The following is a 20898-nucleotide window of genomic DNA, read 5'->3' on the forward strand; positions in this document are numbered from 1 at the left end:
TTGAAGCGGTGGCACGAAATTAAGGTGATCCAGTAATGCACGATGGCGATTCGGACCGTCGTTCGCGTGGTCGGCGCGGCGGCAAACGCGAGTTTGGCGGTCCGCAAGACTTCGGCAGCGATTTTGGCGGCGGTGATTTTGGCGGCGGATATTCCGGCGGCTATGACGGTGGATACGGCGGCGGCCGAGACGGTGGGCACGGCGACAGCCGTGGAGGACACGGAGGCGGTGACCGCGGTGGTTACAACTCCGGTGGTGATCGCGGCGGATACCGCGGCGGTCGCGATGGCGGCGGTGGCTACGGCGGTGGCCGGAGCGGCGGTTATGGCGGCGGGCGCGAAGGCGGCGGTGGCTATGGCGGTGGCCGTGACGGCGGCGGTGGCTACGGCGGCGGCCGAAGCGGCGGTTATGGCGGCGGGCGCGACGGCGGCGGCGGCTATGGCGGTGGTCGTGAGGGCGGCGGTGGCTATGGCGGTGGTCGTGACGGCGGCGGCTATGGCGGCGCTCGTGAAGGCGGCGGCTACGGTGGCGGCCGGCAGGACCGGGCTCCGGTGGAGCGCGGGCCGCGTCAGTCCGGCACCGTGAAGTTTTTCAAGGGAGACAAGGGGTTCGGCTTCATCACACCGGATGAAGGTGAATCCGACGTGTTCGTGCATATTTCCGCAGTCGAGCGGTCAGGCATGACTTCCCTGGAAAGCGGCCAGCGGATCTCGTTCGAAACCGAACCCGACCGCCGTGGCAAGGGACCCAAAGCGGTCAACCTGCAAGCTATTGACGGGGAAGAAGCTCCGGCGGACACCGCCGAAGCGGACTAATCCCGGTCCAACGCCTGATAGCCGGCGTTTCAAGCAACCTGTGGAGCTTCGGGACATGTTCCCGAAGCTCTCCGGGATGCAAGGCTTTACGAACATCCTTGCCGATTGCGCAGACCTGACGACGCACTGGCCCTGGTCCGGGTGCGCGCCGTGACTTCCATCCATCCGGATTTCCGTTTCATGTCCGAAATATCCATCCGCCCCGTCAAACCGGGCGACCTTCCCCGTTTGCTCATTCTGAACAACAACGCGGTCCCCGCTGTAAATGCCCTTGAAATTGAAGACCTCGAAAAGCTCATTGCAGCGTCCCTGACCTGCGTTGTCGCGCTAGACGGAGAGAAACCGGTCGGATTCCTGTTGTGCTTGCCTGAAGGCCGAGGATACCAGAGCCCGAACTATCAGTGGCTAAGCGACCGCTATGACGCTTTTGCCTATACCGACCGGATCTGCGTCGATCCGGCCATGCAGGGGCGCCGGATCGGTGAAAAACTGTATCAGGCCTTGTTCGGCCATCCAGGCTTGGGCATACGGCCCTTTGTTTGTGAAGTGAATGAACGCCCGCCCAACCCGGGATCCTTGCGCTTCCATCAAAGGCTCGGATTTGTCGAGGCCGGACGTGCCGATCACGGTGACAAGGCGGTCGTGTTTCTGTACAGGGAGCCCGACAGCCAGCGGAGCATGCCCTCTTGAACTACCGTCACGCCTACCACGCCGGGAACATCGGCGATGTCCTGAAACATGCCGTCATTGCGCGGATCATTGTGTATCTCCAGCGCAAGGACAAGCCGTTCCGCATCCTCGACACCCATTCGGGCATCGGTCTTTACGATTTGACCTCGGACGAGACCCAACGAACCGGCGAATGGCAACGCGGCATCGGCAAGGTGCTCGCCAGACCCATGCCGGAGGATGTGGCGGGGATCCTCACCCCCTGGCTGGAGGCCGTCCGGGCGCAGAATGACGGTGGACCGGACCTGAGATACTACCCCGGATCTCCCATGCTTGCCCGACACCTCGCGCGCAAGATCGACCGGCTGACCCTGACCGAATTGCACCCGCAGGATTTTCAGACGCTGTCGGAGCGGTTCGCAGGCGACTATCAGGTCAGGACCATCCACCTTGATGGCTGGCTCGCCCTAAACAGTTTCCTGCCGCCAAAGGAAAAGCGCGGACTGGTGGTGATCGACCCGGCCTTCGAGGTAACCGACGAGTTCGACCGGATGACCCAGGTAGTCTCAAAGGCATGGAAGAAGTGGCCAGGCGGGATTTATGCCCTTTGGTATCCTTTGAAGGACCGGCAGGCGATCAAGCGGATGTATGCTGATCTCGACACGGCCGGTGTCAGAAATGTCCTGCAGGTGGAGCTTGCTGCAGGCGAAAGCACCAAAACCTCCGCGATGCTCGGCTCAGGCCTTGCGATCATCAACCCGCCCTACACCTTGGCCGAAGAACTAAAGACGATTTTGCCATGGCTCGCCGAGACTTTGCAGGCCGGAAAAGGCAGTGGGTGGGCATTAGAGCAACGCATTCCGGAATAAAATGACGGAAAGGCCGGAAATTCTCCGAACAGCTTGACGTTGCGGCCCCTCTCGCCCATCGTCAGACTGTTTTGACAGTCATGGAGTCGGCTTCGTGAAATTCTTGCGTCTTCTTCCGGTCTCACTGATCGCTGCCACCCTCAGCCTGCCCGCCCTTGCGGATGAAGACCGGGTTTACTTCTCGCTCGGCAAACCTCAGCCCCCGGCCTGCGACAGCAACTCGGCCAAATCGGCTGTCGCCCGCCACTTTACCCGGGCCTACGCCAACTACTACGAGGGCCGAACCATCACCGCGCTCTATGACGTGAGAGAAGAACCGATACGCCCCGGCACGGAAACGAATGTTCCGCGGCGCTATTGCAGCGGCAAGGCCACGGTCAGCGACGGCAACACCTATCCGATCTACTACATGCTGACCGAATATGGCGGCTTTCTGGGTTTCGGCTGGAATGTCGAGGCTTGCATCAATGCCCTCGACAAGTGGCGGATCAATGACGGTGATTGCCGTGGTGTAAAGCCCTACGACACCTGGCGCTTCAACTGAGGATGATCCTGAGCTGATGCGAGCCCCTCTGGCCCGTCTGGCGCACCGCGTTTGTGCAGCCACCGCGCTTGCGGTGACCGGCGCAATTTTGACCAGCCTCACTTTGTCCGGACCGGCAGACGCGGAAGACGTGTCCGGCCAGTTCGACTATTACGTTCTGGCCTTGTCCTGGTCACCAAGCTTCTGCCAGGAGAAAGGCGACACGGCAGACCCCTTGCAATGCGATGCCGTCCGGCCGCACCGGTTCATCGTTCATGGGCTCTGGCCGCAATATGACGAAGGCTGGCCGGATTACTGCCGCGCCCGGTTTGGCGCCCCGAACCGGTCCGAGGTCGACGGCATACTCGACATCATGCCGAGCCGCAGTCTGGCGCTGCACCAGTGGAACAAGCACGGCACATGCAGCGGCCTGTCGCCTGGGGCCTATTTCGACCTGACACGGGCGGCCTTCGAGCGGGTCACGATTCCCGACGCCTTCCGGCAAACGGTCAAAACCAGCAGAAACAGCCCGGAGTCGGTTGAAAAGGCCTTCCGGCTGGCCAATCCCGGCCTCAGCAATAAGGCCATGGCCGTAACCTGCTCAAATGGCACTTTCAGGGAGGTCCGGATTTGCCTCGACCGGGATCTCGGGTTCCGCGACTGCCCGTCCGTCGACAGCAGGGCATGCCGCGCGTCCCGGGTGACCGTCCCCTATCCCGGCTAACCGCTTTCACCTGCCACACATCAACATTTCTGGAGTTCGTTCATGCTTGTCCTGCGCTCGTCGCTGCCCTCCCCGTTCGGGAGAAAAGTCAAGATCGCCGCCGCGGTTCTGGGTCTGAAGGACCGGATCAGGATGGAAGAAGCCCACACAGCAGATCCCTCCGACAACCTGCGGCAGCAAAATCCGCTGGGCAAGATCCCGGCCCTGATCCTCGAAGACGGCACGGTGCTCTATGACAGCCGGGTCATTTCCGAATATCTGGATCATCTGGCCGGAGGCAATCGCATCCTCCCGGAAGGCGATGCAAGGTTTGCCGCCTTGCGCAATCAGGCGCTTGCCGACGGAATGATGGATGCGGGCATCCTTCTGGTCTATGAAAAACGCTTCAAGCCGCTTGAATACCGGTTTGCGGACTGGCAGGCCTATCAGACAGAAAAGATCACCCGCGCACTCGCCGCCCTCGAACAAGCCCCGCCTGCTGAAGTGACGTCGGAGGCCGATCTCGATGTCGGCACCATCGCCATTGCCTGCGCGCTCGGCTATCTCGACATGCGCTTTGCCGGGGAGTGGCGCAAGGACCACCCCGGACTGGTTGCCTGGCTGGACGCTTTCGAGGCCGCGGTTCCGGTTTTCGCTGAGACCAAAACCCCCGCGGCCCCGGTGCCCGAGAACGATCCGGCTCCCTTGCGATAACGGCAAGACCGGTCAGGCCGGGATGGCATGCATCATGCGTGTTCGTAAACGCGCCTGTCATCCCGGCCAAGCGCAGCGATGAGCCGGGATCGGGGCGGCACCGGACCCATGTGTTGGTGCCCTTCTCGAAAATGCGCCCAATACGCAAAACGCCTCAGCCCGAACCAAGCGGCTTGCCGCGGCGGCGCAGGTGACGCAGGAGGCGGCGGCCGGAGGTGAGCGACTGGCCGAAATCCTTCTGGGCTGCAAGCAGCGCCGGAATAACCAGAACGACCATGAACAGGCCGATGCCCAGACCATAGGCCAGGGTCACTACGGTCGGCTTGAGGAACTGGGCCTGACGGCTGCTTTCAAACAACAGGGGGGCAAGGCCGAACACGGTCGTCGCCGTGGTCAGCGTCACCGCCCGCAAGCGGTCAGACACCCCGTTGATGATTGCCTGCCGGAGCGGCAGACGCTTGGCATATTCATCGACCGTCGTCACCATGACGATGGAATCATTGATGATGATCCCCGACATGCCGATGAAACCGATGACCGAGAACATGCTGAGCGGGATGGCATGCAGATAGTGCCCGAACACCATACCGATAAAGCCGAAGGGAATGATCGCCATGATCACCAGAGGCCGGGTCCAACTCTCGAAAATCCAGCACAGCACCAGATAGATCGCGACCAGACAGACCGCAAAGCCGAGCATCGCATCGGACAGGAAGTCGCGCTCCTGTTCGGCCAGCCCCGTCAGCTGGCTTTCGACATTGTATCTGGCCGCCAGATCCGGCAGGAGCTCGTTCTGAAGCACGGTCATGGCCCGGTTGATGACCGCAGGATCCTCGATGATGTCACCGCTGACCCGCAAGGTTCTCAGACCGTTTTCGCGCCTGACCGAGGCAAAGCCGTAACTGCTGTCGAGTTCCACAATCTCGCTCAAAGGCACATAGGTGCCGGATGGTGAACGCAGGCGGGTGTCATAGACAAAGACCGCCTGTGTTTCTTCTTCCGGCAGACTGACCTTCAGGGTTGCTGTCCGGCGCCCGATCGGAAATTGCGTGACTTCGATGCCTTCCAGACGCTGCCTGAGGGCTTCGGCCACATCCGATGTCTTGAAGCCGAGCGCTTCGCCGCGTGGTGTCAACCGCAGCAGGATTTCCGGCTTGTCGAAGGCAAGCGTGTCCTCCAGCGCGCTGACGCCTTCCAGGGCTGCAAGGGATTGCTTCAGGTCTTCCGCCGCCGCCTTGAGTGTTTCGGTGGAGCCGCCCGACAGGCGCACATCAATGGCATCGCCCCCGGGGCCTGACCGCTCGCCGCGCACGGCCAGCGTTTCCAGAAGCGGGCCGGTGCGGATTTCCTTGCGCCAGTCGCCGATAAAGCGCGATGCGGAATAGGGCCGCAAATCCGGATCGATCAGTTCGATGGAGAGCCCGCCGAGCTGGTCGACATCCTTGGAATCAGCCCCCTGCAGTCCCCGGCCCGCCGTCGCACCGACCGTTGCAAGGGCAAAGTCCACCGGAGCGGCACCATATCGTTCGGCATAACGGGCATCGACAACATCCAGCGCACGCTCCATCTCCGCGATCATCGCCTTGGTATCTGCACGTGTCGCCCCGGGCATCATGGCGATATTGGCGGAAATCACGCCCCGTTCCGGCGCGTTGAAAAACCGCCAGCGGACCGTTCCGTCCTGAAACAGGCTGATGGCGACCAGAAGCAGCATGATTGCAACGCTCAGAACCGCATAACGCGTGCTGATGACGCCTGCCACGATCCGCCGGAACACGCGGTCGCGGAACCAGACAAAACCCCGGTTGAAAACCCTGTTGGGCGCGTCGTACCAGCGCGGTTTCCTGTTCGCCTCCAGAGCATGGCGCATGTGCGCAGGCAGGATCAGGAAAGATTCGATCAGACTGGCGATCAGGACAACGGACACGGTGAACGGAATATCCGCAATCAGCGTGCCGAACCGCCCGCCGATAAAGACCAGACCGGTAAAAGCGATCAAGGTCGTCAGGGCTGCACTGAACACCGGCGCTGTCATCCGCCGCGCGGCAAGGCTCGCCGCCTCTGAAGGGGAATATCCCTTGCGCGCAAGCGAATCCGCGTGTTCTCCGACGACAATGGCGTCATCAACCACGATCCCGAGGCAGATGATCAGCGCAAACAGCGAAATCATGTTCAGCGTCAGGCCGAACAGATACATCATGCCGATGGTCGCAGCCATCGCGACCGGAATACCGGCCGCCACCCAGAAGGCCGTCCGGGAATTGAGAAACAGGAACAGAAACGCCAGAACAAGGCCGAGGCCGAACAGCCCGTTTTCGATCAGGATGTTCAAACGGTCAATGATGTTTTGCGACCGGGTCTGGGTCAGCTTGACGACAACACCTTGCGGCAGGGTCTTTTGCATCTCCGCAACGATTTCCTCGACCTTGCGCTGAATGGAGATCGTGTCGCCATTCGCACTGCGGTCGACGCGCAAGACAACAGCGGGCTGTCCCTTGTGATAATAGGCGCGGCCGCTTTCCACACCCTCGGTTTCAATGCTTGCGACGGAACGCAGGTCCAGCTTGTCGCCCTGTGCGGTCTGGCGCAGCACCACCTCGCCGAACTCGGTTTCCGACCGCCGTTCAGCACCCGTGCGCAGCCGTGCCCCGCCCCCGGCCAGATCTCCGGCCGGCGTGGTGTCGATCTCGCCCTCCAGAACATCGGCGATTTCGCGCAAGGTCAGACCATGGCGGACCAGCATGTCCTCGCCGACACTGACCCGGATAATCGGGTCGGCCGCTCCAAGGATGGTTACCCGCGTCACGCCCTTGCGGAAAAAGTCTGTCTGGAGGTCTTCGGCAAACCGTGCAAGCTGGTCGATATCGACCGGACCATAAAGCACGACATTGGTGACCCGGTCCCGATAGACGCTGCGTGTGACTTCCGGTTCCTCGATCCCCGACGGCAGCTCGGACCGGACCGAATCCACGGCAGCCTTCACCTCGTCGGTGGCCTGCCCCATGTCCCAGCCGTCCTCGAACTCCAGCTCGATTTCCGCCTGTCCCTCACGCGCGACAGACGTCGCTTCGTCGACGCCGTTGATGGCAAGCAGGCGCGGCCCGAGGATTTCGACAACGGCCCGGTCCAGATCATCCGGTCCGGCTCCGGGCCACGCGACCCGCACATCGACCTGTTCCCGCACGAAATCGGGAAAATACTGGGTCCGGATCTGCAGGCTTGCCGCAATCCCGCCAAGCAGCATGATCGCCAGAAGCAGGTTGGCGGCCGTGCGGTGCCGGACCATGTAATCCAGAAACGAAGCAAAGGGTTGACCGCCGGGAGACCGCATGGAAAGTCCTCCTAGCCGCGCTTGCCGGACACGCGCTCAAGGCGCTCGATCATCTGCTTGGGGACCATCGGCTCGGCAAGCGTCGCGGCCATCAGGGCCTTGCGGTCTTCGGGCAGATCGGTTGCGGCCAGCATGGCCAGCAAAGTGCTGCGCTGATCGTCCGTCAGCTCGACCATGTCCGGACGGACGGCCGCCGTCAGCACGCCACCGTCTGTCTGTGCTGTCCCGGGCATACCGGGTTTCTCAGGCGTTTCGGGTGCAACCTGTCTCGGTGCGACCTTCAATCCTGTTCCCAAATGCGGCAGGCGCTCCTGAATATAAGCCGTGCCAAAGGGCACATCCGCCACGATCAACTCGTCGCCCAGACGTCTCAGGATCCGCGCCCGGATTTCCTCCAGCCGATTGTCGTCACCGAGGACGAGCATACGGCCGTCCTCAAGGGCTGCAGACGCCGGAACGCGGGCCACATTGCTCATTTCCGGTTCTTCAAGGCGCACGGTCACGAAGTCTCCGGGACGCAGGATCGTGTCCGGCCCGACATCAATGGCGGCAAATACCGTCCGCCCGCCCTGCCCTTCTTCGACAACGGCGGCAGCCCGGTCGAGATGACCGGACATTTCAATGCTCCGCTCCCCCAGCTCCAGATCGATCGTCAGCGGAACTTCGGTCAAACGGCCCCGATCATCGAGAAACCGGGCGAACTCGCGCGTCGAAAGCGTAAACCGTGCTTCCAGAGCGGTCGGATCGATCAATTGCGCCAGGGTCTCGGACGGATTGACATGACGGCCAAGTGTGGCATCGACCTGATCGAGATAGCCGTCATAGGGCACCGTGATGGACGTCTCCGCAAGCAGGCGCTGCGCGTCCTTGACCGCAATCTCCGCCCGTTTGACGCTGACATCCATCCGCTCCACCCGCCGGCGGGCGGTCACCACGGACTGCAGCCGGTTGCTCAAGGATTGTTCCAGAGAGGCCACACCCAGTTCTTCGGATTCGACCTGAACCATGGTCGAATAGCCCTTTTCCTTCAGCGCCTTCTGACGCTCCAGCGATTGCTTGCGCAAATCCAGCTGACGGCGGGCTGCGGTAAGTTCCTGTTCGGCGGCGACGATGGCTTCTTCCGCCTCCGCCTTTTGCGCCTGCGCATCCGACAGGGCGGCTTCGGCATCAAGAAGCTGAAACTCGGCGTCGGCCGGATCGATCCTGAGCAGCAAGTCACCCTTGGCGACCGCCGCCCCGTCGCGGAACTTGCGCGCAATGTCGACAATCCGGCCTTCGGAACTGGCGCGGATCTGCAAGGTGCGCCAGCTTTCAATGGTGCCGTAAGCGGTGGTGACCGGCGACGTTGTTTCCGGCTGGAAGACGCCAACGTTGACGGAATAGCTGCGCTCGCCCACAGGCTGTGACCGGCGCGCTGTTTCACTCTCCCCGGCGCTCGTAACGCGATAAATGCCATAGCCGAGCGAGGCTGCAATCACGGCAGCCATCAGCAGGCCGGCAAGGCCACGCAACAAGAAACGCATCCACCACTCCTCATGACCAATCGGGCCGTTTCCCTTTCCGGGCGGCCTTTGGCGCGTCTTCCAGCATCACCGGAGAACCAGCACCATGAACAACTATTACCAGATCATCGGGAAAGATGCCGAAAAGGTTGTAACAGCCTGTAACAAAACACAATGCCGGGCCCGGCGGGACAACACATGGCAAGCCGTCCTGCTTAACGACTGCCAACCGGCTAAAACAATCCGGCCAACTCCGGTATCGGCTGTTTCAGCCCGGCGCTCTCAATGCCCGGACCACGCTCCGGATATGGACCCAGCTAGAACTTGTAGCTGAGACCAAACCGCACAACGCTGGTATCCAGCTGGCTGGAATAGCGATTGTCGTTCAAGGTGAAGCTCTCGCGGCCGAAATCCTGATAGAGATACTCGACCCGCCCGACGATATTGTTTGTCACCGCCGTTTCCAGACCGCCGCCCAAGGTCCATCCCACGGCCGTGGTGCTGTCCTTGTCGCCATCGGCGGCGACTTCCAGGCCCGCAATCGCAACACCTCCGGTTCCATAGAGCAGAAACCGGTCAAAGGCATAGCCCAACCGGCCCCGGAAGCTGGCATTCCAATCAGACGATGACCGGACCGAAACGCCATTTATGGTTCGGCTGCTGTCCAGATTGGAAAACTGGACGTCGGCCTCGAGACCGGCGACGGCATTCGGCGTAATCATGTAATTGTAACCGGCATGTGCGCCGCCGACATAGCTGCGCTGAAAGCGGTCGAAATCTCCGAAGCCACTGGCGAAATTGTTGAACGTCCCCCAGGCAATGCCGGAATTGCCACCGACGTAAAAGCCGCTCCAGTCGTAGATCCGCGTGACCTCTTCGATCACCTCCACATCGACGATCACCGGCAGGTCGGCTGACAGGGCAGGGAAAAGACCGCCCGAACTGATCAGGGCCGATGCTGCAACGCCTGCAATAGAACCATATTTCATACCGATACACCCATACACGTTTGGCTTGCTCACCAGCATGTTCCACTTGATCGCCAGGCGTGCTGGCCGCCGAGCCGCTCAGCGTGCCACTGCTCCGCATCGCAAGAGTGCAGCCCCTGACCTTCACCAGCCGCTGACACCGAAACCAGCCGCACAGATTTGATCATTACAGTTACATCACCTTACGGCAGGATTAAAGCGGGCGAAGGATTTCGCAGTTCAAATTTTCGATATGACCTTAACGGCCTTCGCGAAATTGCAGGGATATGTCGTTGCCGGACAGGACCGGGTGAATTCAGACGCGAAGTGCACCACTATGCAAGCTGCCGGAAGCGCCCAACCGGTGCTGCAAGGGAGAGCGGCGCCGTCTGCTTTTCCCAATGGCCCGGCGTTTTCAAGCAAACTAAAAAGGGTCCGGCGGAACACCGCCGGACCCCATCGCTCGAACGTTTCTGACAATCAGAACTTGTAGGACAGACCGAACCGGACAAGGTTGGAGTCCAGGTCGCTGGAATAGCGGTTGCCGTTCAAGGTAAAGCTTTCGCTTCCCAGATCCTGATAACCGTACTCCATGCGGGCCGTGATGTTCTGGGTCACCGCACCTTCGACACCGGCACCCAGCGTCCAGCCGAGCGCTGTCGTGCTGCCTTCGTCGCCATCGGCCTTTACCTTCAGGTCCGCAATGGCCAGACCGCCGGCACCATAGACCATGAAGCGGTCAAAGGCGTAACCGACACGGCCACGCAGGCTGGAGTTCCAGTCCGACGAGGACTTCACGCTGACGCCATTGAGGTTCTTCGTGCTGTTCATGTCCGTAAACTGGAAATCACCTTCCAGACCCGTGACGATGTTCGGTGTGATCTGCAGATTGTAACCGGCGTGGCCACCACCTTGAACACCGTTCGCAAAGCGATCAAAATCACCGGAACCAGAGGCATAATTATCGAAATTGCCCCATCCCCAGCCGAGATTGCCACCGACGTAAAAGCCGGTCCAGTCGAAGCCGCGTGCCGGTTCGACAGGAGCTTCATAGACCTCGACCGGTTCAGCCGGCAACGCGAGATCGGCAGCCAGTGCGGGCGCATTCGCCCCCGCAAGGGTCGCCGCAGCAAGGCCTGCAAACGCAAAACGCTTCATTCGGGTACTCCAAAAATACATTGTTCAAGAAACATGCGAGCCCACATGGAAGAAGGCTCACAAGCTCCCCCATCGAGTCATATGCGCCGGGTTTGTGGCGGATCGGGTCAGGCAATGTGGAGATTTGATGACATTTTCTTTTCCGAATTCTGACCCCCGGTTTACAAGGGGTACATGAAACAGGGCACGGATTGAGGGAATGACTGAGGTTGCGGCCCGCTTCCCCCAGCCCAATCTATGCCCTATAAGGCGCCCGGCAGTGTGTTTCACCGCCTGTTGGTCACCAATCAAGAAATTCACCTCTGGCCCCACCGGATTCAGTTAATGCTGTTTGACTATCTCAGCCTCGCAGGCGGTCTTGTTGTTTTGATTATTGCGGGGGATGTACTCGTCAGAGGGTCGGTTGGCGTGGCGCAAAAGCTGGGCGTCCCGAATCTTGTGATCGGCCTGACCATTGTCGCCTTCGGAACATCGGCACCCGAGTTGTTCATCTCGCTTCAAGCTGCGCTTGAGGGCTCCGGCGGGATCGCCATCGGCAACGTGGTCGGATCCAACATTGCCAATGTTCTGCTGGTGCTCGGGCTGCCGGCCCTGATTGCGACCACCGCCTGCGGCGAGGATGGCGCCACCCGAACAGCGCTGTTCATGGTCGGCGTCAGCTGTATCTTCATTGTGCTTCTGTTCTTCTCCCCCATGTCGTTGCTTGCCGCCGTGATCCTCCTGACGCTTCTGGCGGTCTATCTGGGCGGCAATGCGATCGTGGCCACAAGACATCGCAGGGAAAACAAGGCCGCAGGTACAAACGGCAATGGCACCGAAGGGGACGAGCTTCTGGAAGACGTGGATAGTGTTCCGGAGAATACCTGGGTTGCGGTGCTCTATATCATCATCGGTATCATCGGATTGCCGCTCGGCGCACATTTTACCATCACCGGTGCAACCTCCGTGGCGCTCGATTGGGGTGTCAGTGACGCTGTGATCGCGCTGACCGTGATTGCTCTGGGCACATCCTTGCCGGAACTGGCGACAACGGTCATGGCCGCCATCCGCCAGCACGGAGCCGTCGCCATCGGCAATGTGATCGGGTCCAACATCTTCAACCTGCTCGCCATCATCGGCATCACGACGGCCGTCGTTCCGGTACATGTGCCGGAGGAAATCCTGTACTTCGATATCTGGGTGATGCTGGGCTGCGCCTTTCTGCTGGTTGCGCTGGCCGGTTTCCGGGTCAATCTCAACCGGTACTCCGGCGCAGTCCTGACGCTGCTTTATCTGGGCTATATCTATTGGGTTTATGCGATGAGCTTTTCGGCCTGACCATCGCGATCCATTGTCATTGGCAGATGGGCGTCAACCTTGGTGGACGTCCGTTGGGCAGTGACATTTCGAGTTTTACGGCAAGGCATTCTGCGCTTACATCTTCTCCATGTCCGAAAACCAAGACACCCAGCCTGAAACCACCGGCGACGCATCCGGCACACCTGTTACCAAAGGCGTCGAAGTGATCGCCGATCAGGTCAAGCGCCTGCCTTTGGGACCCGGCGTCTACCGCATGCTCGATGAAAAGGGCGATGTGCTTTACGTCGGCAAGGCGCGCAGCCTGAAAAAGCGCGTCACCAGCTACACGAGGCTTCAGGGTCAGTCCAACCGGATCATGCGGATGATCCTGTCGACGGCGGCGATGGAATTCGTCGTCACAAGGACAGAAACCGAAGCACTGCTGCTGGAAGCCAATCTGATCAAGCGCCTTCGGCCGCGCTTCAACGTGCTTTTGCGCGATGACAAGTCGTTCCCGTATATCCTGGTGACCGGTGACCATGCGTCTCCTGCAATCACCAAGCATCGCGGCGCGCGCAAGCGCAAGGGCGACTATTTCGGCCCCTTTGCCTCTGCAGGCGCCGTCGACCGGACGATCAACGCGCTGCAGAAGGCATTCCTGATCCGGACCTGCACCGACAGCTATTTCGAAAACCGTTCCCGCCCTTGCCTGCTGTTTCAGATCAAGCGGTGTGCCGGTCCCTGCACGGACGAAATCGCACCGGAGGACTATCAGGGGCTGGTCTCCGAAGCCAAGGCGTTCCTGTCCGGGCGCAGCCAGCTGGTAAAGGAAGAGCTCGCCCGGCAAATGGAAACGGCCTCCGAGCAGCTGGAATTCGAGCGCGCGGCGATCTACCGGGACCGGCTGTCAGCACTCTCCCACGTCCAGTCGCACCAGGGTATCAATCCGCAGACCATCGAGGAAGCGGATGTGTTTGCCATTCATCAGGAAGGCGGCCAGAGCTGCGTTCAGGTGTTCTTTTTCAGGACCGGGCAGAACTGGGGCAACCGCGCCTATTTCCCGAAGGCCGACAAGTCCCTGACCGAGCCGGATGTGCTGGCGAGCTTCCTGACCCAGTTCTATGACGACAAGCCCGCCCCGCGACAAATCCTGCTGTCACATCCGATTGAGGAACAGGACCTCCTGTCCGAGGCCCTGAGCGAACGCATGACCCGCAAGGTCGAGGTGCTGCGGCCCCAGCGCGGAGAAAAGCGCGAACTGGTCGACCATGCCCTGACCAATGCCCGGGAAGCCCTTGGACGCCGGCTCGCCGAGACCTCCAGCCAGGCACGGCTCCTGCAAGGAGTTGCCGAGGCATTCGACCTTGCAGCTCCCCCCCGCCGGGTCGAGGTCTATGACAACTCCCACATCATGGGCACCAATGCGGTCGGCGGCATGATCGTTGCCGGGGGCGAGGGGTTTGCCAAGGGTCAGTACCGCAAGTTCAATATCAAGTCGGAAGATCTGGTCCCGGGCGACGACTACGGCATGATGCGCGAAGTTCTGACGCGCCGGTTCTCTCGGCTTCTCAAGGAACATGAGCGCACCGGAACGGCTGCGGCACCGGACGCGCAGGAAGCCGCGGATGTGTCAACTGCAGAAGAGTTGGAAATACCCACGTCAGCCGATGAAATGCCGGCATGGCCGGATCTGGTTCTGATCGACGGCGGTCTTGGACAGCTCAATGCCGCCCGTGAAACCTTGCAAGAACTGGGCATCACGGATGTGCCGCTGGTCGGCATTGCCAAGGGCCCGGACCGGGATGCAGGCCGGGAAAAATTCTTCATTCCCGGACGCGATGCGTTCATGCTGCCGGAACGCGATCCGGTGCTCTATTTTGTACAGCGCCTGCGCGACGAGGCCCACCGTTTCGCCATCGGCTCACACCGCGCACGACGCAAGAAAGACATCACCAAAAACCCGCTCGACGACATCCCAGGCGTCGGACCGACCCGCAAACGCGCCTTGCTCAGGCATTTCGGCACCGCGAAGGCCGTGTCTAAGGCCGGACTTGATGACCTGATTGCCGTTCCCGGCATCTCCGAAGCGGTGGCAAAAGTTGTCTACAATCACTTCCATGAATAGCCGCTTGCCCTCGGCAGAGATGGACAACGCACTGCAATAATCCCCGCCAAAAATACGTGGTTTGTTGGCGAACGCACGCTGGTCCCTTATGGATCAGCAAACCCATGTTCTTTCCCGTTTCGGCAAGCACCCCCCATGGCAAAGCTCTATTTCAACTACTCATCCATGAATGCCGGCAAGTCGACCGTCTTGCTTCAGGCCGCCTACAACTACGAAGAACGGGGCATGACCACCCGTCTGCTCACAGCCGCCATCGATGACCGGGCGGGTCAGGGCGTGATCGCATCCCGGATCGGGTTGAATGCCAGGGCCGATATCTTCTCTTCCCAGACAGACCTCTTCGCGCATGTCAAAGCCCTGAAAAAGGACGCAGCGCTCGACGCTGTCTTCGTCGACGAGGCCCAGTTCCTCACCGAGCCGCAGGTCTGGCAATTGGCGCAGGTTGCAGACGACCTGAAAATCCCGGTCATGTGCTTCGGACTGCGGACGGACTTTCAGGGCAAGCTGTTTCCAGGGAGTGCTGCGCTGCTCGCACTTGCCGACACCTTGCGCGAAATCAAGACCATCTGCTGGTGCGGCAAGAAGGCCACCATGGTCGCCCGCCTCGACGCAAATGGGTCGATCCTCGAAGAGGGCGATCAGGTCGTGATTGGCGGTGAAGACACCTACGTCTCCCTGTGCCGCAAGCACTGGTTTGCGCGGCAGTTGCAATAGCCCCGCCTCTGGACCTTTGCGCAAGGGCCCGTTAGACAAACGGCAAAACCATGTGTTTCAGTCCGGCCACGGGCTTAGGACCTGATCCCGGTCCGCCCGCTACAGTCGCCGGAAAGCCGAATGATCGAAGGGTCCGATGAACAAACAACAGGTAGAAGCCCTCGCCAATCAAGCTCTGGCCCATCAGCATGCCGGGCGGATCGATATGGCGCTCAACATGTTCGCCGATGTTCTGCAGATGGATCCGAACCATCCCCAGGCCAACTTCTCCATGGGGATTGCCGCCTATCAGTCCGGCAAGATCGGCATCGCCATTGGCCATCTGGAAAAAGCCGCCAGGAAGGTCAAGAAGAACCCGATGATTCACCAACTGCTCGGGTTGGCCCTTCTCAACACCAACGACTTGCCGGCTGCCATCGAATCCCTGCGCAAGGCCGTTACCCTTGCCCCCAAGAATGCCGATTTGCAGGCCCAGCTCGGGGACGCCTACCGGCAGACCCGAAAAGCCGCCCTGTCGCGGGCGTGCTATGAACGCGCCCTGGCCATCGACCCGAAAAACGGCTACGCCCTGATCGGGCTCGGTCAGCTCGAAATTTCCGTCGGCAATATCGAGGCCGGTCAGGACGTGTTCCGGAAGGCGATTACCGCCGGTCAGCACCTGCCGACGGCATTCTATCGCCTCGCCCTTGCCAATCGTGCAAATGAAAAAACAACGAGCCGCCCGGAAGAACTCGACCGGATCGAGGAGCTGATCCGCGAAAACCGGCAACCGCATCCGGTCGAAATGGCAACCCTGCACTGGGCTGCGGGCAAGTTTTACGAGGATATGGGCGCAGCGAAAGAATCGGCTGCTCACAACCAGTCGGCCCGTGACCTGACCTATGCCCCGTTCGACATGGGCGCATACCGGGAGCGGATCGCCTTTTTGAGAGAAACCTTTACCAGGGACTTCTTCGAAGAACGCAAGGACGTGGCCACCGCCTCGGACCGGCCGGTTTTCGTCTTCGGCCTGCCCCGGTCCGGCACAACACTGGTTGAACAGATTTACGCACGCCATCCAATGGTCGCCAGCGGCGGCGAGCTGACCAGCTTCCGGAACATTCAGGAACAGCTCGGCTTGAAAAATGCACCGAGCGCGGCTTTGCAGGGCCGGTTGCTTGCATTGTCTGCAAAGGACTTCAAGCGCTTCGCCGCGTCTTATCTGCGCGATCTGGACGCAGTCGACAAACGCAGCCGCCGGGTCACCGACAAGCTGCCGCACAACTTCGAAATGCTGTGGTTGATGACCCTGCTGTTTCCTCAGGCAACATACATCCATTGCGTCCGCAATCCGGCCGACACATGCATGTCACTTCTCTCTCATGCTCTGTCGCCCGCCCACAATTATGCCCGCTCCCCCGGAGACGTTGCCGAATACTACCGGATTTACGCCGGCCTGATGGCGCACTGGCATGAAGCCTGCCCGGTTGCCATCCGGGATCAATCCTACGAGAAACTGGTCTTTGAACAGGAGCCGGAGAGCCGCGCGCTGGTCGAAACGGCCGGTCTGGACTGGGATCCCGCCTGCCTGGAGTTCTACAAGGGAGATGCGCCTGTCACGACCTTCTCCGATACACAGGTGCGCCGCCCGATCTTCACATCCTCGATCGGACGCTGGAAATCACACACCGAATCCCTGCCCGAACTTTTCGAGAAACTCGGACCGCTGGCACCGGACCCCAATCTTGAAGACCCGCGTGCCTACACCATCTATGAGTGAGGCGCCGGGCATATAAACCCGGCCGCCCGCGAAGACAGTCAGGTATGTGATTCCCGTTCGGATTTTCTGCGCTCCCGGTCTCTTGTCCTTTTCGGCGGGAGACCGCTTTTGATAGGGCGCAGTCCAAACAATCTGAAAATGGCAGAATGGCTCTCACAGCACTCTTGACGTGCCATTGCCCGTTATTGCGCCTGCGCCCTCCGGCTTACGGTTTTTAGGCGTCCGCAAGACAATGACGAGGCCATGCCCCAGGCTTGTTCGCGATCAGATCTGTTTTCAATTGATCAATGCATTTGGGTGATTGTCTCATGGGTACGATACTTCTGACCGGTTTTGGAGCATATGCGAACACACCGCTCAACCCGGCGGGCGTGGTGGCGGATATGCTGGATGGAACCAAAGTTGCCGGGCACACAATTGTGTCCCGCATCCTGCCGGCCGAATATTTCGGATGTATTGAAGCCGCGAAAAAGAGCGTGTCGGAGACGGGCGCGGACTGCATCATCATGATGGGAGACTATCCCGGCCGCGCCATGCTGACAGTGGAACGGATTGCCCAAAACCTCAATGATTGTACCCGTTATGGCGTCAAGGACAATGCCGGGGTTGCACTGGAGGGCCAGTTGACCAATCCGGATGGTCCCGTTGCCTACTGGTCCACGGTCCCCGTCCGGGCAATGGTCAAGTTCATGCGTGAGGCTGGCGTGCCAGCCGATATCTCGGATGCCCCCGGAACGCTATGCTGCAATCACCTGTTCTACGGAATGCTGGACCATGCCGCGCAGAACAAGCTGCCCTTGCGTGCCGGATGGATTCACCTGCCTACCTTGCCGGAAGTCGCCGCGCGTCCCGAAAACATCGGGGTCCCCAGCATGCATGCCGAAACAGCGGCAAAAGGCGTGACGGCAGCCATCGAAGCCGTGATCGAGCATCCCGAAGACATCATTGAAACCAGTCCGTCCCGCCTTCAGATCTGAATGACGAAAACGGAAGACATCCTCCCCCGTGGCGGGACATTGACAGGCCCGGGGTGGCATGGTTGTTCTCGGACACCTACGTGAGTGGACAAGCGTTCGATGATTGCCGAAAGACAGGCATGACGGCCCCGCCAGTCCCGCGTCCCGGCACAACGACGATGCAAGAGAAGAAAGAATGATAGGCAAACTTTTCAAGAACCTGTTCGGTGGGGACAAGACCCCGTCCGAGCCCCCCGCCGGCAAGGGATTGCCCCCGGTACAACACGGCAGTTTCCTGATCATTCCCGAACCAAGACAACATAACGGCCAATGGCAAGTGGCCGGACGGATCGAAAAACAATCGGGGGATGAAGTGAAATCCCATACTTTCATTCGCGCCGATACCCTTGGCTCCGCTGAAGAAGCAGGCGCCCATATGGTCCGCAAGGCACAAATGATGATCGACCAGCAAGGCGACAGCATCTTCAGCTGATCACACATGGAGAAAACGGATGAGCACCATCCTTCTGACCGGATTTGAAGCCTACGGCAACACGCCAATCAATCCCGCGGAATTGGTCGCGCGGAAACTGGACGGTGCGGATGTCATGGGACATCGCGTGATTTCACGGGTGGTGCCGAACTCGTTTTTCATCTGTATCGACGCGGTGAAACAGGCGATCGAGGAGACCGGTGCCGATACCATCGTGATGATGGGTGAATATGGCGGACGGTCGATGGTCACCGTGGAACGCCTCGCCCAGAACCTCAACGACGCCACCCGATACGGCCTGACCGACAATGAAGGCAAGGCGCTTCAGGATGTGCTGACCAATCCGGACGGTCCCGCCGCCTATCGGACGAACCTGCCGATCCGTGCGATGGTCAAGGCGATGCGCGACGCCGGCATTCCAGCAGATATCTCCGATGCGGACGGCACCTTTTGTTGCAATCACCTGTTCTACGGCATCCTCGATCATATTGCCCAGAACCGGTTGCCCCTGCGCGCGGGCTGGATACACTTGCCCTTTCTCCCAGAAGTCGCGGCGCTCGACGCGAATCTCGGCGCGCCGAGCATGTCGGTGGAAACGGCAGCAAAAGGCGTGATGGTCGGGCTGCAAGCCGTCATGACCCACCCCTTCGACAGCCATGAAGCGGTTCATTCCCGGCTGCAAATCTAACCTGCACCCGGCAAAAGATGTGGGTTCCCGCCGACCCCTGACAGCCGTTTCGGGCCGCTCCACGGCCGCCTGCCGGTCGGGCTGTTGTGCGTTATCCGGGAACGGAGCGTTCACATCGCTTGTCTCGAGAGCGGAGAACGAATAGATTCAAACGGTTACAACCTTGCGCATTGACACGGTCAAATGGTCATGGTTGTTTCCGCTGGTTTCTCCTAGCTTGGCTATAAACCCATGAAGCGTAGTGTCGTATTCAGTCTGCCGAACCTTTTGACATACGGGCGGATCGCAGCCGTTCCAGCGGTTGCTGCCTGTTTTTATTTTCCCGGTACGACACCGCGCTGGATTGCGCTGGCAATCTTCATAATCGCCGCCGTGACCGATTTTTTTGACGGCTATCTGGCACGCGCCTGGCAGCAGCAATCGGCCCTGGGCCGCATGCTTGATCCGATCGCGGACAAGTTGCTTGTGTCCGTCAGCCTGTTGATGCTGGCAGCGGCCGGCGATATCGGCGGCTGGTCACTGGTTGCCGCGATCATCATCTTGTGCCGGGAAATCCTGGTGTCGGGTCTGCGGGAATTCCTGGCCGAGCTTCAGGTCAGTGTACCGGTGACAAAGATGGCCAAGTGGAAAACCACGGTTCAGTTGATCGCGATCGCGCTCTTGCTCGCCGGCCCTGCGGGGCAGACCCTTTGGTCCGGGACCCAGCTCACGGGCCTGACGGCGCTTTGGATCGCAGCCATCCTCACGCTATATACCGGTTACGACTATTTCCGCGCCGGGATCGGGCATCTGATCGAAAACTGACCGGACCCGCCACACCGCGCAGACAAGGATCCAAGAGACCATGAAAATCCGTTATTTTGCCTGGGTTCGTGAAAGGGTCGGGCTGGACGAAGAAACGATTGCCGTTCCGCCGGGTGTCGGCACAGTCCAGGACCTGATCGCGCACCTGAAGACGCTGGACGACAACCATGCCCATGCGTTTGAAGACGAAAGCGTCATCCGCGTGGCGGTCGATCAGATCCATGTCGAACCGCAAGCGCCCCTGGAAAATGCCGGTGAAGTCGCCTTTTTCCCGCCAATGACGGGAGGCTGACATGAGCGTCGTGCCGACCGTGCGCGTCCAGGCAGATGATTTTGATGCAAAGGCCGAAATCGACCGTCTGACCCAAGGCCGGATGGATATAGGGGCGGTGGTCACGTTTTCCGGCTTGTGCCGCGATGAAGGCGGGCGCCTGTCCGCCCTCGAACTGGAACATTATCCCGGTATGGCGGAAACGGAAATCCTGCGCATAGCCAGACAGGCAACCGCGCGGTGGCCTCTGACCGGTCTGACGGTCATCCACCGCCATGGCAAGATCCGGCCCGGCGGCAATATCGTTCTTGTGGCCGCAGCCTCGGCACACCGGCAAGCCGCGTTCGAGGCAGCGGACTTCCTGATGGATTTTCTCAAGACCCGGGCACCTTTCTGGAAAAAGGAACACCTGCGCGGCGACACACCCAGTGGATGGGTCGAAGCCAAAACCGCAGACGATCGGGCTGCCGAGCGGTGGAGCCACAGCTAGCCAAGGGACGATCCCCGCCCCTTTCCTTACCGTCCTATCCAGACGACCCGAGGCGTTCAGAGCCTGCT

General features: G+C 60.3%; 20 protein-coding genes. 16 read left to right on the top strand and 4 right to left on the bottom strand.

Annotation, left to right across the window (positions count from 1 at the left end; all coding sequences use genetic code 11):
• Positions 1-35 precede the first annotated feature (35 nt).
• The 6 genes from E1297_RS50960 (at position 36) to E1297_RS19245 (ending at position 4293) form a co-directional block, all read left to right on the top strand.
• Positions 36-815, top strand: coding sequence for a cold-shock protein (locus tag E1297_RS50960; protein WP_155141214.1), 780 nt, complete (start codon positions 36-38; stop codon positions 813-815).
• 180 nt (positions 816-995) lie between these two features.
• Positions 996-1505: a GNAT family N-acetyltransferase gene (locus E1297_RS19225; RefSeq protein WP_155141216.1), complete on the top strand. Its 510-nt coding sequence runs from the start codon at positions 996-998 to the stop codon at positions 1503-1505.
• Entirely contained in the window at positions 1502-2353 is an 852-nt protein-coding gene (locus tag E1297_RS19230; protein ID WP_155141218.1) for a 23S rRNA (adenine(2030)-N(6))-methyltransferase RlmJ, read from the top strand. Before E1297_RS19225 ends, E1297_RS19230 begins: the two co-directional genes overlap by 4 nt.
• Before the next feature lie 94 nt (positions 2354-2447).
• The gene (locus E1297_RS19235; protein WP_209015867.1) at positions 2448-2897 is read left to right on the top strand and encodes a hypothetical protein; all 450 of its coding nucleotides are present in this window, start codon (positions 2448-2450) and stop codon (positions 2895-2897) included.
• A gap of 16 nt (positions 2898-2913) precedes the next feature.
• The gene (locus E1297_RS19240; RefSeq protein WP_155141219.1) at positions 2914-3600 is read left to right on the top strand and encodes a ribonuclease T2; all 687 of its coding nucleotides are present in this window, start codon (positions 2914-2916) and stop codon (positions 3598-3600) included.
• Positions 3601-3642: 42 nt separating this feature from the next.
• Positions 3643-4293 (top strand): glutathione S-transferase family protein, encoded by a 651-nt coding sequence (locus E1297_RS19245; RefSeq protein WP_155141235.1) that lies wholly within the window; start codon positions 3643-3645, stop codon positions 4291-4293.
• A 154-nt stretch (positions 4294-4447) separates the two neighbouring features.
• On the opposite strand, the gene E1297_RS19250 is transcribed toward E1297_RS19245, so the two are convergent.
• The 4 genes from E1297_RS19250 to E1297_RS19265 form a co-directional block, all read right to left on the bottom strand.
• A complete protein-coding gene (locus tag E1297_RS19250) occupies positions 4448-7624 on the bottom strand; it encodes an efflux RND transporter permease subunit (RefSeq protein WP_155141238.1) in 3177 nt (1058 codons plus the stop codon).
• A gap of 11 nt (positions 7625-7635) precedes the next feature.
• Entirely contained in the window at positions 7636-9147 is a 1512-nt protein-coding gene (locus tag E1297_RS19255; protein WP_155141240.1) for an efflux RND transporter periplasmic adaptor subunit, read from the bottom strand.
• A 296-nt stretch (positions 9148-9443) separates the two neighbouring features.
• Positions 9444-10115, bottom strand: coding sequence for an outer membrane protein (locus E1297_RS19260; protein ID WP_155141243.1), 672 nt, complete (start codon positions 10113-10115; stop codon positions 9444-9446).
• A gap of 459 nt (positions 10116-10574) precedes the next feature.
• A complete protein-coding gene (locus E1297_RS19265) occupies positions 10575-11252 on the bottom strand; it encodes an outer membrane protein (RefSeq protein ID WP_155141245.1) in 678 nt (225 codons plus the stop codon).
• Positions 11253-11576: 324 nt separating this feature from the next.
• Between E1297_RS19265 and E1297_RS19270 the strand changes: the two genes are divergently transcribed.
• The 10 genes from E1297_RS19270 to E1297_RS19315 all read left to right on the top strand — a co-directional run bounded on the left by E1297_RS19270 (position 11577) and on the right by E1297_RS19315 (position 20830).
• Positions 11577-12569 carry a calcium/sodium antiporter gene (locus E1297_RS19270; protein ID WP_155141247.1) on the top strand — a complete coding sequence of 331 codons (993 nt, stop codon included), beginning with the start codon at positions 11577-11579 and terminating at the stop codon, positions 12567-12569.
• A 109-nt stretch (positions 12570-12678) separates the two neighbouring features.
• Positions 12679-14655, top strand: a complete 1977-nt coding sequence (gene uvrC / locus E1297_RS19275; RefSeq protein WP_155141249.1) for an excinuclease ABC subunit UvrC — start codon at positions 12679-12681, stop codon at positions 14653-14655.
• 135 nt (positions 14656-14790) lie between these two features.
• On the top strand, positions 14791-15369 hold the full coding sequence (locus tag E1297_RS19280) for a thymidine kinase (protein WP_155141251.1): 579 nt from the start codon (positions 14791-14793) through the stop codon (positions 15367-15369).
• A gap of 136 nt (positions 15370-15505) precedes the next feature.
• Complete coding sequence (locus E1297_RS19285) at positions 15506-17128, top strand: sulfotransferase (protein WP_155141253.1); 1623 nt, start codon at positions 15506-15508, stop codon at positions 17126-17128.
• Positions 17129-17436: 308 nt separating this feature from the next.
• Positions 17437-18105, top strand: a complete 669-nt coding sequence (gene pcp / locus E1297_RS19290) for a pyroglutamyl-peptidase I (RefSeq protein ID WP_155141255.1) — start codon at positions 17437-17439, stop codon at positions 18103-18105.
• A gap of 175 nt (positions 18106-18280) precedes the next feature.
• Positions 18281-18577: an HlyU family transcriptional regulator gene (locus E1297_RS19295; RefSeq protein WP_155141257.1), complete on the top strand. Its 297-nt coding sequence runs from the start codon at positions 18281-18283 to the stop codon at positions 18575-18577.
• A gap of 19 nt (positions 18578-18596) precedes the next feature.
• Entirely contained in the window at positions 18597-19265 is a 669-nt protein-coding gene (gene pcp / locus E1297_RS19300) for a pyroglutamyl-peptidase I (protein ID WP_155141259.1), read from the top strand.
• A 231-nt stretch (positions 19266-19496) separates the two neighbouring features.
• Positions 19497-20069, top strand: coding sequence for a CDP-diacylglycerol--glycerol-3-phosphate 3-phosphatidyltransferase (gene pgsA / locus E1297_RS19305; protein WP_155141261.1), 573 nt, complete (start codon positions 19497-19499; stop codon positions 20067-20069).
• Positions 20070-20109: 40 nt separating this feature from the next.
• Complete coding sequence (gene moaD, locus E1297_RS19310) at positions 20110-20361, top strand: molybdopterin converting factor subunit 1 (RefSeq protein ID WP_155141263.1); 252 nt, start codon at positions 20110-20112, stop codon at positions 20359-20361.
• A 1-nt stretch (position 20362) separates the two neighbouring features.
• A complete protein-coding gene (locus E1297_RS19315; RefSeq protein ID WP_155141266.1) occupies positions 20363-20830 on the top strand; it encodes a molybdenum cofactor biosynthesis protein MoaE in 468 nt (155 codons plus the stop codon).
• The last annotated feature ends 68 nt before the right edge of the window (positions 20831-20898 follow it).

The sequence above is a fragment of the Roseibium sp. RKSG952 genome (assembly GCF_009711355.1).